This is a genomic window from Aneurinibacillus thermoaerophilus, assembly GCF_019603355.1.
GTDB classification, from domain to species: Bacteria; Bacillota; Bacilli; order Aneurinibacillales; family Aneurinibacillaceae; genus Aneurinibacillus; species Aneurinibacillus thermoaerophilus.
In genome coordinates, this window is the sequence record NZ_CP080764.1 from 3,224,180 (window position 1) to 3,238,785 (window position 14,606).

Consider the following 14,606-nt stretch of genomic DNA (forward strand, 5'->3'; position numbering starts at 1 on the left):
AGAGTATAGTACCAAGGTTTTTATTTGACCTTTTTTGACCTTTATTGTACTATATATTTATAGAATGAAGAGAGGAGGAAGTACCAGTGAACTTAATTCCTACAGTTATCGAGCAGACGAATCGTGGTGAAAGAGCATATGATATTTATTCTCGTCTTTTGAAAGACCGGATTATTTTCCTTGGCACTCCAATCAACGATCAGGTAGCGAATAGCGTCGTGGCCCAGCTTCTCTTCTTGGCCGCTGAAGACCCTGATAAAGATATTAGCCTGTATATTAATAGCCCAGGTGGTTCCATTACCGCCGGCATGGCGATTTATGACACCATGCAATACATTAAACCAGATGTATCTACCATCTGCGTGGGAATGGCAGCTTCTATGGGCGCCTTCCTTCTCACAGCTGGTGCTCCGGGCAAACGCTTCGCCCTCCCGAATAGTGAAGTGATGATTCATCAACCACTAGGCGGCGCGCAAGGTCAGGCTTCTGACATTCAGATCGCCGCTACCCGCATCCTGAAGATGCGCGATCGTTTGAACCAAATTATCTCCGAGCGTTCTGGCCAACCGCTGGAGCGTGTAGAAAAGGATACAGATCGCGACTTCTTCATGTCTGCCGAAGAGGCAAAGGAATATGGTCTCATCGACGATGTTATCGACAGCATCGGAAAGAAAGAGCCTAACCTATCCTAAATATAAGGTAAGGAAAAAAGCCAGAAGCATCTCCTGACAAGATGCTTCTGGCTTTTTTCAGTCAAACTTTATACTATTCTTCACGTTGTACCATCTGCACAAGGCTTTTCACTGCTTCTTCCGCATCAGAACCTTCGGCACTAATGGTGATTTCTGCGCCACTTCCAACCGCAAGACTCATTACGCCCATAATGCTCTTCGCATTTACCTTTTTATTATCCCGTTCGATAAATATGTCTGCAGCGTAACGGTTTGCTTCCTGAACGAAAAAAGCAGCGGGTCGTGCTTGAAGTCCTGTCTTTAATTTAACTACAACGCTTTGCTGAGCGTGCATAGTATGATTCCTCACCCTCTATCAAACTGAATTTGTTTTATTATACCATGATCACTGAGGTTATTCTTATAGTTTTGCTTCATTTTCTCTTAATTTAGCTGCGATTTCATTAATTTTTCGTAAACGATGGTTAATACCGGATTTGCTTACTTTGCCACTCGGAACCATTTCGCCCAATTCGGCCAGGTTCATATCCCGATATTTAAGGCGGAGTTCTGCCACTTCGCGCAGCCTGTCCGGCAAATTTTCAATACCAATATACTTATCAATAAGCATAATATTTTCAATTTGCTGCATAGCTGCCGCCACCGTTTTGTTTAAATTCGCCATATCGCAATTGTTTAATCGGTTCGCGGAGTTTTTCATTTCCTTGACAATGCGCACGTCTTCAAAGAAAAACAGTGCTTGTTGCGCTTCAATAATACGTAAGAAGTCGGCGATTTTTTCGCCCTCTTTAATATACATAATATACCCTTTTTTCCGCTCAATACTCCGCGCGTTCAATCCGAAATAATTCGCCAGCTTAACCAAATCTTCGCAATGCTCTTGATGAGCTGAAAAAATCTCAAGATGGTAGCTCGACGCTTCCGGATGATTCACCGAACCTCCGGCTAAAAAAGCGCCGCGTAAATATGCACGTTTACAACACTCATGTTTTATAATGTCGGGTGAAATACCGTAGTGAAACGTGCCGTCGACCATAATGCCGAGTTCTTCGAGAATCTCCCGCGCTCGCTGCGGAATCCGGACGATATAAACATTGTTTTTTTTCAGTCTCATCTTTTTTCGAACTAACAACTCCGCATGAATATGAAACATCTTTTTGACAAGCGAATAAATGCGGCGCGCAATCGCCGCATTTTCTGTAGATACATCAAGCACAAAGCGCTTTCCGCCAAACTGCAACGAACCATTCATTCGGATTAAAGCGGTCAGCTCCGCTCTGTTGCAACAATCATAACCTTCCAATTGTGTTAATTCTTTCTTCGCTTGTGCAGCAAAAGACATGCCGCCACCACCTCATTTCTTCACACCGATTACGTTCATAATAATTTTGCTGAGCTTAGCAGCATTATGGCGCAAAAATTTGTCGTATACAAGCAGATTGTCGGCGATAACGCGGTATCCTTTGGCAGTCAGCTTTTCTTCCGAGTAAATGACCGGTGCGGCACCCTTCTCCGCGTACATGGCCAGTACTTCATCACTAATTTTTCCATTATTCACAATAATATACTGGAATAAAGAATTGCCGACATGATCATGAATCGCCTGAATATGATCCTCCGCTGTATAGCCATCCGTTTCTCCTGGCTGAGTCATTACATTGCAAATGTAAGCCTTTATGGCTCGGCTTTCACGGATAGCTTCCACAATTCCCGGCACCAGTAAATTTGGCAATACGCTCGTATACAAGCTACCAGGTCCAATAATAATCGCATCCGCCTCCTTTAGCGCCTGAATCGCCTCCGGAAGCGGTTTTGCGCCTTCATCAATAAATACGCGTTTAATTCGCTTCCCTGCTTTGGGAATAATAGATTCACCAGATACAACCGTTCCGTCCTGCATTTCGGCGTGAAGCACAATGGAATGGTTAGCAGTCGGAAGTACCCGGCCACGCACTGCAAGCACTTTGCTTAGTTGTTCAATTGCGCTTACAAAATCGCCTCCGCTAATTTCGGTAAGCGCCGCGATGAGCAGATTACCGATTGAATGTCCGGCGAGTCCGTTTCCATTCACGAATCGATGCTGCAGTAAACTTTCCAGCAATGGCTCCGTATCCGCCAGCGCGATTAACACATTCCGTACATCTCCTGGCGGAGGCATTCTGAGTTCAGAGCGCAGCCGGCCCGAGCTTCCTCCATCATCCGCCACCGTCACAATAGCGGTAATATCAACCGGTTGATTTTTTAAGCCGCGGAGCAGAACGGGCAGTCCTGTTCCTCCCCCAATCACTACTACACGGGGTTTTTCTTTATGTTTTTTCATTCTACACCTCTATGAGCGACCTCTCTCTATATCCCGATGATTTACACGGACATTATATTGATCCTGGTAACGCTGGCCCAAGTACTCGGCAATAGCCACAGAACGGTGCTTGCCCCCGGTACATCCTATGCCGATGACAAGCTGGCTTTTTCCTTCTTGCTGGTAGTGCGGAAGCGTAAAGTCAAGAAAATCGGTCAATTTCGTCAAAAAATCTTGCGAAACATCCCACTTAAACACGTAATCCGATACTTCCGCATATTTTCCTGTTTTCGGCCGCAACGTTTCCACATAGTGCGGGTTAGGCAAAAAACGAACATCGAATACGAGATCGGCATCGATTGGAATCCCAAATTTAAAACCAAAAGACTGGATAATGATCGTCAAATTCCGGCTTATCTGGCTAAAAATTTGGCTTATTTTTTCCTTCAATAATACAGGTTTTAAATATGTTGTATCAATAACCAAATTTGCAAGCCCTTTAATCTCTTCTAACAGGCGACGTTCTGCTTGGATGCCGTCCAGCGGCAAACCATTCGGCGCAAGCGGGTGGTTACGACGCGTTTCTTTATAGCGCTGCACAAGCGTCTGGTCACTTGCATCCAAAAAGATGATTTGATATGTTATATTCTCCATTTCCTGAATACGTTCTAACGATTCAGCAAGCGCATCGAAAAATTCCCGTCCGCGCAGATCGATAACAAGAGCCACCTTCTGGATACGGCCACCGGATTGATCAATCAGCTCGGCGAATTTCGGAAGGAGCACCGGCGGCAAATTATCAACACAAAAAAAACCTAAATCCTCCAGCCTTTGAATGGCTACCGTTTTTCCCGCACCAGACATGCCAGTAATAATCAGCAAGTTGATCTCATGCCCGTTCACTTGTTTTTCCATTCTGCTATTCACATCCTACCCACAAGTTATCCTTTACTGTATAGTCGCCTTTTTCTTTAAGTGAACTACCCGCCACCTACGCTTCATTTAGAGGTGGGGCTTCTAAGGTAATCGTACCTAACGGTACGAAATTTACTTAGCTATCAAGCCTGTTCCATGCTCTATTTATAGTTATGCTAACAGTCGCAATCCTTCATTTTTGATATTGGTAGCAGCATTCCAATCCCTGTTTGCCACAAAACCACATTCACAGCGAAAGGTGCGCTCAGACAGAGATAGAGATTCCTTTACTTGACCGCAACAAGAGCATGTTTTGGATGATGGAAACCACTTATCTATTTTGATAAGCTCCTTTCCTTGATCCTCTAACTTATATTGGAGAAATGTCGTAAACATCCCCCATGCATTGTCCGCAACGCTTTTGCCGAAATTCAGGGCTTGTGACATTCCTTTCATGTTGAGGTCTTCGATAACCACGCAGTCATACCGTTTCGCTAATTTATGTGATTCCTTATGAAGAAAGTCCTTACGTTGGTTTGCAATCTTTTCGTGTAGCTTCGCTACCTTCAATCGTTGTCTGTTCCAACGATTAGACCCTTTCTTCCTGCGTGACAAGACATGCTGTTCCTTGGCTAATTTTTCCAAGGCTTGGCAATAGAAACGAGGGTAATTGGCTGTCTTACCTTCTTCGCTATCGACAAATAAGCCATTCATAGAAAAATCTAAACCAACAACAGCTTTTATTTCTTTTTGCACAGGTTGATGTTCATATTCTGTAAGAATAGAAACATAGTATTTTCCTGTTTTTGTTCGAGAAATGGTGCATGACTTGATAACGTGATGGGATGGAATATCTCGATGTTGTTTGATTTTGACAAGTTTGAGTTTCGGTAATTTGATATAGCCATCCAACAGCATGATGTTTCCGTTGACTACATTCGTTGTATAGGACTGTCTCGCCTTACGGCTTTTGAACTTAGGAAATTCAGCACGACCAAAGAAAAAGTTTTGGTATGCCTTTTGCAAATTGAGTTGAGCATTTGCTAACGCAAGGCTATCGACTTCTTTGAGCCATGCAAACTCCTCTTTGTACTTAGCAGGAGTGGGGAATTTTTGCTTTTTCAAGGCTTCTTTGTCATCCTTGAATTGTTCATATGTTTCCTTCCATTCAGCCAACATTTTATTGTAGACGAAGCGGACACAACCGAAGGTTTTTGCAAGAAGTTGTTCTTGTTCTTGCGTTGGGTACAGACGAAATTTATATGCTTTGTTTGCCATATCGAATCACCTCACTTCATCCCTTGATTTTCTATATACTGCTTTATCACTTCAATGGGCGCACCATCCGTTGTAAGCAAGCAAAAGCTTCTTGACCAAAAATACTCTTTCCAAAGTTTTCTTTTTACTTGTGGAAAATGCTTTTTGATAAGTCGAGAACTTGCGCTTTTATAAGCGTTGATGAACTTTGACATTTCAGTATTTGGATGTGCTTTGAACAAAATATGCACATGGTCAATATCATGATTCCATTCAACTAAGGAAATATTATAATTTTCACCCAATCGAACAACCATATCTTTCGCATAGTCAGATATGGTATCGTCAATCACTTTTCTACGATATTTCACGACCAGAACAAGATGATAATATAATGAGAACATCGAATGATTATTATTAATTTCATTGATACAACAGCCTTTTATTTATCTAAGACTGATTATATCACAACAAAATAAAGAACCAACTTTAGGCTACGCCTAACCGAAATTCATCTCCCACTTTCACTGGTGACGAAAGCACCTTCACGTTTAGAAGTGGGAGACTTCTCTCGGAGGAAAACTAAAACATATCCTATCCGGTAAGACAAAATAGAAACGCTGCATGTTGTGCTAAGAAAAATTCACAGGTAAACGCGTTACCAGTTTTTCCTCCCCACAAAAAAAGAACGCAGACTCGTCCGTCTGCGCCAAGGGTTCTTAATTATAAAAGGGGTCAATTAATTATCTTCAATATATACCTATTATGTTTCAACAACGTTACAACGCTATTAAAAATTTATGACCGTTTGTCAATGGCTTACTTTAGACTCTTCGTGCAGCTTTTCGTTCAATTCTTCCACATAATGTTGGGCAGACAGGGCCGCATCAGCGCCGTCGCCTGTCGCAGTTACGACCTGGCGTAGCGTTTTTTCGCGTACATCGCCGGCAGCGAAAATACCTGGTACCCGTGTTGCCATGCGCTCATCGGTTTCGATATATCCCGCTTCGTTGGTAATACCCAGGTTTTTCACCGCGCTAGAAAGCGGATCCATACCTACGTAGATGAAGACACCGTCCGTTTTGAATTCAGTTTCTTCACCCGTTTTCTTATTATGCAGCAACACGGATTTGACAGTTCCATCACCGCGGATTTCTTTTACTTCCGTATCCCAGATAAACTGGATTTTTTCGTTTTCAAACGCGCGTTTCTGCAGAATTTTTTGCGCGCGAAGCTGGTCGCGGCGGTGAATGATCGTCACCTTTGTCGCAAAACGCGTGAGGAAGACCCCTTCTTCTACTGCGGAATCACCGCCGCCGACAACGACAAGCTCTTTTCCGCGGAAGAATGCGCCGTCACATACCGCGCAATATGAAACGCCGCGGCCGGAGAATTCTTTCTCGCCCGGAACGCCCAGTTCACGGTGTTCTGCTCCGGTTGCTACAATAACAGACTTCGCTTTAAATTCTTTGTCTCCCACTTTCACTACTTTATACGGATAGCCGTCTACAATCTCCTTAATGTCGCCGTATTGATATTCAGCTCCAAATTTTTTTGCATGTTCAAACATTTTAGTGGAAAGATCCGGACCAAGGATCGATTCAAAGCCAGGATAGTTTTCAATTTCTTCGGTATTTGCCATCTGCCCGCCTGGAATTCCTCGCTCAATCATCAATGTACTCATGTTGGCACGAGAAGTATACACGGCAGCTGTCATGCCTGCAGGACCCGCTCCAGCAATAATAACGTCATAAATTTTTTCTTGGCTCATGCTTCCTACCTCCTAGTTACCTATATCTTACCTCAACAGTAGAGGAGATACTCGCCTTCATCGAAAAAATTCGATTTAAAATCTTTATTTATAATAACTCTAAATAAATAAATTGTCTATAATGCGTCACTTTCGATGTTTTGATCTTCTTATCATCCTCATAATATATACAAATACACCCCGGTATGTACCGGGGTCTTTACAGAATTTTGTCTCTCTCTATTTAAGGCAATGTACATACAGCGGTGATTAACTTATAATTACGCGCCAAGGAAGCAGCAGAGACACCGTAGCGAGCCGCGACTTCTTCTTGCGTGATCGCGTAATTGTACCGCCGAGCAATGACGTATTCTAACGACGCGGCCCATGCTTCTTTTTTACGAATCGTCGGCACGTTCGGATATGTTTTTCCGATATAATCTATCCACAGCATTTGGGCTTCCTGCTGTTCCAGCACGTCATACCTGTCCTGCATATGAACACGCAAGCACTCGGCAACTTCCTGCCACTTTTCCGTCCAAACAGGTACTATTGATCGCAACCGAAAATCAATAATTCTTGTCTGCTGATTAATAATGGCCTTGTATGGTTGTTCCGCTCCCATTTTACGAAGAACGAAAATGACTAATTTTTTCAAATAGTCGTCTTCCACCGGATTCATTAAGAATCCCCGCAGCGCTTCTTCTACTTCACTGTCCGCAATATAAGCGAACGCTTGAATAACTTGAAATTTCGTATCGCGATCGCCAAAGCGAAGCGCCCAGAGAAGCGAAGAGCGAAGCAACGGATTCCGCTTCCACTCCTGGTTAATTTCATCAGACGACGTCTCTATACTTCCAAACGGAAACGTATCATGAAATGGAAGCTGATAATGGTACGAAGCTTCCGAAATCGCTTGACCGCCGATCTTACGCTGTTGTATCTGCCTTAAATAATAAGGTGCCACCTTTTCGGACGGATCAATGCGCTCGACTTTTTTCCATAAAGATTCGGCCTCGCCTATCCTTCCCGTATTGTAAGCGGCTACTGCAGTATAATGCAGTATATATAAGTCGCCCTGTCCTGTGCGGGGAACCATCTTGCGGAACAGAAAGTAAGCCGCTTCGTCTTCGCCCAGAATCCCAAGAGTGGTCGCTAGTTTGTATGCGAGATCAAAATGATAAGGTATGATCTTTTTTAGAACAGCTAATAATTGTTCCAGCTTTTCCTGATTGCGCAAATGAGAATAAAAAACGGCTAGATTGCACAGGCCATGAATATTGCATGGATCCTCTTCCAACACCTGCTGAACGGTTTCCATTGCTTTTTCAAACCGTCCCATATAGTAATAACAAAGCGCTAAATTATTGCGTGCCGCAATAAAGTCAGGATGCCCTTTAATGATCGAAAGCAATAAGCGAGCCGCTTCGTTAAACCGTCCCTCTTCCAGCAAACGGCGCGCGCGATCATGTTGAAACACAACTTCAAGGCTGGTATCACTTTCTGATTGACGAGGTCTATCCTGTAAATGAAATTCGATATATTCCCGTAAGTCTTCCGCTTCTTCCGCATAAATCGGTTCAGGAAAACTTTGTAAATATTTCAAGATATATTGTTCAGCCAGTTCGAATTCCATCATATTGGCATAGTTGCTGGCAAGATAAAAATAACATTCATCAAGTGAGGGGTCGACTTCGTCGAGCACATGCCAAAGAATCCGATTGGACTCTTCATATTTGCCGAGTTCAGCCAATATGCCAGCCATACTGCAATAATAATCTGGATTGTTCGGCTCAATTTCAACCGCCTTTCGCAAATAGCGAAGAGCTTTTTGAAAATTAAGCTTATCAAGATAGCGCATTGCCCACTCGTAATAGAAATCTGCATCCATATGAATCGGAACAATTTTGCCCTTCTTTTTCGGCGCATATTGCTGCTTGGCCATATGTCCCTCCAAATTTATCTTCCTTATTGTTTAAGTATACCACACTTAAGATAGCCTTCTCTATAGAACAAACGCCCGGAGCAAACGAATGGTTTTTTGTACCTCCTTAGAAAACAAAAAACACCACTCCCCTTAAAAGATAGGGGGAGCAGTGCTTCCGTTCAAAAATGCCGCAAAAAAAGTCAAATTTTTTTTGCGGCATTTGCTATGCTAAATTTAGCAGCAAGGGGATGAGAAAATGGTTTACGATACAGAAATTCAAAAAGCGATCAAATTTATAGAAGATCATTTACAAGAGGAGTTGTCTCTAGAATGCGTTTCTGGCGAGGTCGGATTTTCGATGTACCATTTCCATCGAATTTTTCAAAAAGAAGTAGGGATGACGGTCGCGGATTATATACGAAGAAGAATTACGAACGCTGCCAGTATGTTGCTTTATACAAAAGAACGTATTCTGGATATCGCTCACCTGCATCGCTTCGAATCACAAGATCAATTCGCTACTATGATGCCATCATTTAAAGCAAATAAATACAAAGGGAAGCGCCTCAAATTATCGGCCTTTATTAAAACAGAAACTGTTGAAGGGTTTTGTGGATTATGGAGGAGAGTTGACAACGCCTCCGATGATATTCTCCAATTTGATAATATGTCAAACCGCCCGATTACGAAAACAACGAATTGGAACCGTTACTCAATTGTATTAGATGTACCTGAAAATAGTGCGACGATTTCTTTCGGTGTTTTACTTAACGGTAAAGGGCATGTTTGAATCGAGCACGTTACGTTTGAGGAAGTAGATGAAAATGTACCAACTACAAATTTAGAATTTTGCAGTCATCTTTTAGATGAACCAGTCAATTTATCGTTTGAAGAGGAATTTAAGCGTATCTTGTAGCAAAGAAGCCAAAAAAAGGATGAAAAAAATAAAATTGTTTTTCTTTATCGTGGGGGTCAACAAACTCCTTATAAATAAAAGAGGCTGTCTCAAAGTCATGGGGACAGCCTCTTTTCTAAAATTTATTATCCCTTGATTACTTCTTATTGCATTACCTCGCGTGACGTTTCTCCAATTCTTGAAGTACCGCATCAAACGGCAGTTTCTGCTCACGAAGCAGCACAAGCAAATGAAACAGTAAATCGGCCGCTTCATATCGCAGTTCATCATGACTGCGGTTTTTCGCCGCGATAATCACTTCGCTCGCTTCTTCGCCAACCTTCTTCAAAATCTTGTCCACACCTTCCGTGAACAGGTATGTTGTGTAAGAACCTTCCGGCATTTCCGCTTCACGAGTCGCAATTAACGTTTCCAGACGGTTAATGATAGCAAAACGATTCTTGACTTCCTTCTCATCAGCAGGCGAATTTTCGGCTACACCTGCTTCTTCGCCAAGCAGAGAATCGCTAAAACAGGAATACACGTTTTTATGACAGGCGGGACCCGCAGGAATCACTTTGACAACCAGCGCGTCACTGTCGCAATCATACAACACGTCCACCACTTTCTGCACATTCCCTGACGTAGCCCCCTTGTGCCACAACTCCTGGCGCGAACGGCTGAAGAACCATGTCTCCCTTGTTTCCAGTGTCTTCTGTAGCGACTCTTTGTTCATATAGGCGAGCGTAAGCACTTCTTTGCTCTGCGCGTCCTGCACAATCGCCGGGATTAAACCACGATCGTCAAACTTAACATGATTTATGTTCATGTACTACCGTCTCCTCTACCAAACGTATCTCGATGTCTCTCTCGCACAGATACTGTTTTACTTCTTTAATGGAGGTTTCTTTGTAGTGAAAAATGGAAGCAGCGAGCGCCGCATCCGCTTTTCCTTTCACGAATGCGTCGTAAAAATGCTGCTTTGCTCCGGCGCCACCCGAAGCAATGACAGGGATACGAACCGCTTCAGATACTGCGCGCGTAAGCTCCAGTGCGAAACCATCCTTTTGTCCGTCACAATCCATACTAGTTAACAAAATTTCCCCTGCACCCAATTCTTCGACCTGTTTCGCCCATTCTACCGCGTCAATACCGGTTGCTTGGCGCCCACCGTGCGTATACACTTCCCAGCCATCGCCATCCTCACGCGCTTTAGCGTCAATTGCCACTACAATGCATTGACTCCCGAATATCTCTGCACCTTCGCGCACCAGTTCCGGACGCTTAACCGCCGCCGTATTAACAGAAACTTTGTCGGCTCCGGCACGAAGCAAACGACGCATATCGTCCACCGTATTAATGCCGCCCCCTACTGTAAACGGGATGGTTACATTTGCAGCCGTATTCTCAACAACCCCCACCATCGTCTCTCGCCCTTCATGTGAAGCTGAAATGTCAAGAAAAACAAGTTCGTCCGCTCCTTCTTCACTGTAACGCCTTGCCAGTTCCACCGGATCACCCGCATCACGCAGATTCACAAAGCTGACGCCTTTGACGACGCGCCCTTCTTTTACATCCAAGCAAGGAATAATTCGTTTCGCGAGCATTTAGACTACCTCCCCGATCCGTTTCAGTGCCTGCGGCAATTGTACTCGCTCCGTATATAATGCTTTACCGACGATGGCGCCCCCCACACCATCCTTTGCATAACGAGCCAATTCAAGCAGATCTTCCTCTCGGCTCACGCCTCCGGACGCGATCACATTCTTCCCGGTTGCACGCGCCAGTCGTACAATTGCTTCTGTATTCGGCCCCTCAAGCGTACCATCGCGGGAAATATCTGTATAAATAAAGGTTGCTGCCCCTTTAGCTATAAGCGCTTTGGCCAATTCTTCTGCCATCACTTCTGATGTCTTCAACCAACCGTGTGTCGCCACATAACCGTCTCTGGCATCAATGCCAATCGCCACTTTGTCACCGTACCTGGTTAGTACTTGCTCAGTAAACGGCTCATCCTGAATCGCTGCCGTACCAAGAATCACCCGGCTCACACCGCCTGCAATATACTGCTCGACGTCTTCCATGCGCCTCAATCCCCCGCCGACTTGCACCGGAACATCAAGCTTGCGGGCAATTTCTAATACGATTTCGTCATTTATCGGTTTACCTGCTTTTGCGCCATCTAGATCAACTAGATGAATCCATTCTGCTCCCTGGGCCGCCCACTGCTTTGCTATCTCAACCGGCGAATCGCCATACACCGTTTCTTTATTGTAATCGCCTTGCAGCAAGCGCACGCACTTGCCACCCCGAATATCAATCGCCGGATAAATAATGAAATCCATCTCCCCACTCCCTCTCTGTTGCCTGCTTACTTTACACGCGCTGTTTTGCACATCTTCGTGAAATTCTCAAGCAGTTTCATGCCAACCGCTCCGCTTTTTTCCGGATGAAACTGCATGCCATACACGTTTCCTTTTCCGACTACTGCAGGTACTTCCTGATAATAATCCGCTGTCGCGAGCAGAACAGAACGGTTCTCCTTCGTCGGCTGCAGAAAATATGAATGCACGAAATAGACATATCCTTCGGGTACGCCTGCAAAAATCGGGTTAGCCTGCAAAAATGTAAGCTTGTTCCAGCCCATATGCGGAATTTTATAATCGCCCTGAAAACGTTCCACGCGTCCCGGCAGAATGCCAAGTCCTTCATGCTCGCCGTGCTCGGTGCTCATGTCAAATAGCAGTTGCATACCGAGGCAAATGCCAAGCAACGGCTTGCCATTCGCCGCCAGATCACGAATCGGCTCCACGAGACCGCGCTCCCGCAAATTTTTCATCGCGTCACCAAAGGCCCCCACTCCTGGAAGAATGGCGCCTTCCGCATGCGAAAGAGCTTCTACGTCCGACACAAATTCATACCTGTAGCCAAGACGTTCTATCGCTTTGCTAACGCTATGCAAATTGCCCATGCCATAATCAATGATTGCAATCACTATAACATCCCCTTCGTCGACGGAACACCTTTTACCCGCGGATCAATCGCTGTTGCTTCATCCAACGCGCGACCGAGCGCCTTAAACACCGCTTCAATCATATGGTGCGTATTGTGTCCGTAATGCACAATAATATGCAGCGTAATGCGCGCTTCAAGCGCCAGCTTCCAGAAAAATTCATGAAAAAGCTCCACCTGGAAATTGCCAACATTGGTAGACGGAAACTGAGCGCGGTATTCCAAATGCGGACGGTTACTAATGTCGACAATCACCTGGCCAAGCGCCTCATCCATTGGCACAAACACGCTGCTATAGCGTTTGATGCCTTTTTTATCGCCCAGTGCTTCGCGAAACGCCTGACCAAGGCAAATCGCAATATCTTCCACCGTGTGATGGTAGTCGATTTCAATATCCCCTTTAGCGTCCACCATTAAATCGAAATGACCGTGCTTCGTAAACAAATCAAGCATATGTTCAAGAAACGGGACACCGGTTTTAAGTTCCGTCTCCCCTTCTCCATCTATATTAAAAGAAAGTTTAATATCCGTTTCGTTTGTTTTTCGTTCAATTGCTGCCCGACGCATAGCTGTTACTCCCCCTATTCTCCTTCATTATCCAATCGCATCTGGATCGCCCGCGCGTGCGCTTCCAGTCCCTCCTGGCGAGCCAGCGCTACAATCTTACGACCGTTCGCCAGCAAATCCTCCCGGCTATAAGCAATTATGCTTGATTTTTTGAGAAAATCATCCACGTTCAACGGCGAAGAAAAACGCGCCGTTCCATTTGTCGGCAATACGTGGTTCGGTCCTGCAAAGTAATCGCCGACCGGTTCAGAGCTATACGCTCCCAGAAAAATCGCACCGGCATTCCTGACTTTTCCGATGTATGCCATAGGATCTTTCACCATCAGTTCCAGATGCTCCGGAGCGAGTCGGTTGACAACCTCCAGTCCTTGTTCCAGGCTTTCCACCACGCAAATCGCACCGTAATCCCGAATGGACGCTTCCGCAATCTCTCTGCGCGGAAGTTCGGCCAATTGCCGCTCCACTTCCTGTCGTACCGCTTCCGCTAGCTGCGGACAAGCGGTCACAAGGACGGCGGAAGCCATTGTATCGTGTTCAGCCTGGGACAATAAGTCGGCCGCCACATATGCCGGATTCGCTGTTTCATCCGCCAGCACGACAATCTCGCTCGGCCCCGCCACCATGTCGATATCCACGAGACCAAATACCTCGCGCTTGGCCAGCGCAACATAAATATTGCCCGGACCGACGATTTTATCTACCGGTTTGATCGTTTCCGTTCCGTATGTTAAAGCGGCAATCGCCTGAGCGCCACCCACTTTGTATACTTCCTTAACGCCCAGTTCATACGCCGTAACCAGCACGCCTGGATTTATCTTGCCATCTTTACCGGGTGGAGTTACCATCGCGATTTCCTCTACACCAGCCACCTGTGCCGGAATCGCGTTCATCAGTACGGATGATGGATACGCGGCCGTACCACCCGGCACATACAGACCGACACGGGCAAGAGGCCGAATCAACTGTCCAAGCATCGTGCCGGATTCTTTTGTAGTTAACCAAGACTGACGCATTTGGCGGCTATGATAATCGCGAATATTGGTGGCCGCTTCGCGTACAGCCTCACGTACTTCCGGGCGGATTTGCCGAACCGCCTGGACAAATTCTTCTTCTGTTACTTTCATTGTGTCCAATTTGATGCGGTCAAATTGCTCGGTAAAGCGGATTACCGCCGCATCTCCTTCCGTTTTTACCGCCTTGAGAATTTTCAGCACCGTGGCCCGCTGCGCCTCTGTCCCCGTCTCCACATCGCGTTGGGTGGAAAAATCAGCCGCATCGACGATCTTGATCAT

The 14,606-nt window shown here is 45.2% G+C and carries 15 protein-coding genes and 1 pseudogene; 2 read left to right on the forward strand and 14 right to left on the reverse strand.

All coding sequences use genetic code 11. The features are described from left to right. The first annotated feature begins 86 nt into the window (after positions 1–86). Entirely contained in the window at positions 87–692 is a 606-nt protein-coding gene (gene clpP, locus K3F53_RS16615; protein ID WP_057897558.1) for an ATP-dependent Clp endopeptidase proteolytic subunit ClpP, read from the forward strand. 73 nt (positions 693–765) lie between these two features. Here the strand turns inward: clpP and K3F53_RS16620 are convergent, their stop codons facing one another. From K3F53_RS16620 to K3F53_RS16655, 8 genes are all read right to left on the reverse strand, one after another. Beyond that, positions 766–1,026: an HPr family phosphocarrier protein gene (locus tag K3F53_RS16620; protein WP_057897557.1), complete on the reverse strand. Its 261-nt coding sequence runs from the start codon at positions 1,024–1,026 to the stop codon at positions 766–768. A gap of 66 nt (positions 1,027–1,092) precedes the next feature. Next, positions 1,093–2,034 (reverse strand): DNA-binding protein WhiA, encoded by a 942-nt coding sequence (gene whiA / locus K3F53_RS16625; RefSeq protein ID WP_057897556.1) that lies wholly within the window; start codon positions 2,032–2,034, stop codon positions 1,093–1,095. A 12-nt stretch (positions 2,035–2,046) separates the two neighbouring features. Further along, positions 2,047–3,012, reverse strand: coding sequence for a gluconeogenesis factor YvcK family protein (locus tag K3F53_RS16630; RefSeq protein WP_057897555.1), 966 nt, complete (start codon positions 3,010–3,012; stop codon positions 2,047–2,049). A gap of 9 nt (positions 3,013–3,021) precedes the next feature. Further along, positions 3,022–3,906 carry an RNase adapter RapZ gene (gene rapZ / locus K3F53_RS16635; protein WP_220559134.1) on the reverse strand — a complete coding sequence of 295 codons (885 nt, stop codon included), beginning with the start codon at positions 3,904–3,906 and terminating at the stop codon, positions 3,022–3,024. Positions 3,907–4,077: 171 nt separating this feature from the next. Continuing rightward, positions 4,078–5,184 carry an RNA-guided endonuclease TnpB family protein gene (locus tag K3F53_RS16640; RefSeq protein WP_220559135.1) on the reverse strand — a complete coding sequence of 369 codons (1,107 nt, stop codon included), beginning with the start codon at positions 5,182–5,184 and terminating at the stop codon, positions 4,078–4,080. A gap of 11 nt (positions 5,185–5,195) precedes the next feature. After that, positions 5,196–5,594, reverse strand: a complete 399-nt coding sequence (tnpA, locus tag K3F53_RS16645; RefSeq protein WP_220561071.1) for an IS200/IS605 family transposase — start codon at positions 5,592–5,594, stop codon at positions 5,196–5,198. 380 nt (positions 5,595–5,974) lie between these two features. Next, on the reverse strand, positions 5,975–6,934 hold the full coding sequence (trxB, locus tag K3F53_RS16650) for a thioredoxin-disulfide reductase (RefSeq protein WP_057897551.1): 960 nt from the start codon (positions 6,932–6,934) through the stop codon (positions 5,975–5,977). A 223-nt stretch (positions 6,935–7,157) separates the two neighbouring features. Next, entirely contained in the window at positions 7,158–8,858 is a 1,701-nt protein-coding gene (locus tag K3F53_RS16655) for a tetratricopeptide repeat protein (RefSeq protein WP_057897550.1), read from the reverse strand. Positions 8,859–9,096: 238 nt separating this feature from the next. On the opposite strand from K3F53_RS16655, the pseudogene K3F53_RS16660 reads away from it, so the two are divergent. Next, positions 9,097–9,756, forward strand: a pseudogene (locus K3F53_RS16660) (helix-turn-helix transcriptional regulator). A 151-nt stretch (positions 9,757–9,907) separates the two neighbouring features. Here the strand turns inward: K3F53_RS16660 and hisIE are convergent. The 6 genes from hisIE to hisD are packed head-to-tail and all read right to left on the reverse strand — an operon-like array spanning position 9,908 to position 14,603. Then, the gene (hisIE, locus tag K3F53_RS16665) at positions 9,908–10,564 is read right to left on the reverse strand and encodes a bifunctional phosphoribosyl-AMP cyclohydrolase/phosphoribosyl-ATP diphosphatase HisIE (RefSeq protein WP_057897549.1); all 657 of its coding nucleotides are present in this window, start codon (positions 10,562–10,564) and stop codon (positions 9,908–9,910) included. Then, a complete protein-coding gene (hisF, locus tag K3F53_RS16670; RefSeq protein ID WP_057897548.1) occupies positions 10,545–11,342 on the reverse strand; it encodes an imidazole glycerol phosphate synthase subunit HisF in 798 nt (265 codons plus the stop codon). The genes hisIE and hisF overlap by 20 nt, the downstream gene beginning before the upstream one ends. Next, positions 11,343–12,080, reverse strand: coding sequence for a 1-(5-phosphoribosyl)-5-[(5-phosphoribosylamino)methylideneamino]imidazole-4-carboxamide isomerase (hisA, locus tag K3F53_RS16675; protein ID WP_057897547.1), 738 nt, complete (start codon positions 12,078–12,080; stop codon positions 11,343–11,345). It abuts the gene before it with no gap. A gap of 26 nt (positions 12,081–12,106) precedes the next feature. Further along, the gene (gene hisH, locus K3F53_RS16680) at positions 12,107–12,730 is read right to left on the reverse strand and encodes an imidazole glycerol phosphate synthase subunit HisH (protein ID WP_057897546.1); all 624 of its coding nucleotides are present in this window, start codon (positions 12,728–12,730) and stop codon (positions 12,107–12,109) included. Continuing rightward, positions 12,730–13,314: an imidazoleglycerol-phosphate dehydratase HisB gene (gene hisB, locus K3F53_RS16685; protein WP_057897545.1), complete on the reverse strand. Its 585-nt coding sequence runs from the start codon at positions 13,312–13,314 to the stop codon at positions 12,730–12,732. The genes hisH and hisB overlap by 1 nt, the downstream gene beginning before the upstream one ends. 14 nt (positions 13,315–13,328) lie before the next feature. Beyond that, a complete protein-coding gene (hisD, locus tag K3F53_RS16690; protein ID WP_057900216.1) occupies positions 13,329–14,603 on the reverse strand; it encodes a histidinol dehydrogenase in 1,275 nt (424 codons plus the stop codon). Between the last annotated feature and the right edge of the window lie 3 nt (positions 14,604–14,606).

What these genes read in the sequence shown, in the direction of transcription:
- trxB (WP_057897551.1), bottom strand. Translation starts at nt 6,934, where the DNA reads ATGAGCCAAGAAAAAATTTATGACGTTATTATTGCTGGAGCGGGTCCT.
- K3F53_RS16630 (WP_057897555.1), bottom strand. Translation starts at nt 3,012, where the DNA reads ATGAAAAAACATAAAGAAAAACCCCGTGTAGTAGTGATTGGGGGAGGA.
- rapZ (WP_220559134.1), bottom strand. Translation starts at nt 3,906, where the DNA reads ATGGAAAAACAAGTGAACGGGCATGAGATCAACTTGCTGATTATTACT.
- whiA (WP_057897556.1), bottom strand. Translation starts at nt 2,034, where the DNA reads ATGTCTTTTGCTGCACAAGCGAAGAAAGAATTAACACAATTGGAAGGT.
- hisA (WP_057897547.1), bottom strand. Translation starts at nt 12,080, where the DNA reads ATGGATTTCATTATTTATCCGGCGATTGATATTCGGGGTGGCAAGTGC.
- K3F53_RS16620 (WP_057897557.1), bottom strand. Translation starts at nt 1,026, where the DNA reads ATGCACGCTCAGCAAAGCGTTGTAGTTAAATTAAAGACAGGACTTCAA.
- hisIE (WP_057897549.1), bottom strand. Translation starts at nt 10,564, where the DNA reads ATGAACATAAATCATGTTAAGTTTGACGATCGTGGTTTAATCCCGGCG.
- K3F53_RS16640 (WP_220559135.1), bottom strand. Translation starts at nt 5,184, where the DNA reads ATGGCAAACAAAGCATATAAATTTCGTCTGTACCCAACGCAAGAACAA.
- hisF (WP_057897548.1), bottom strand. Translation starts at nt 11,342, where the DNA reads ATGCTCGCGAAACGAATTATTCCTTGCTTGGATGTAAAAGAAGGGCGC.
- hisB (WP_057897545.1), bottom strand. Translation starts at nt 13,314, where the DNA reads ATGCGTCGGGCAGCAATTGAACGAAAAACAAACGAAACGGATATTAAA.
- K3F53_RS16655 (WP_057897550.1), bottom strand. Translation starts at nt 8,858, where the DNA reads ATGGCCAAGCAGCAATATGCGCCGAAAAAGAAGGGCAAAATTGTTCCG.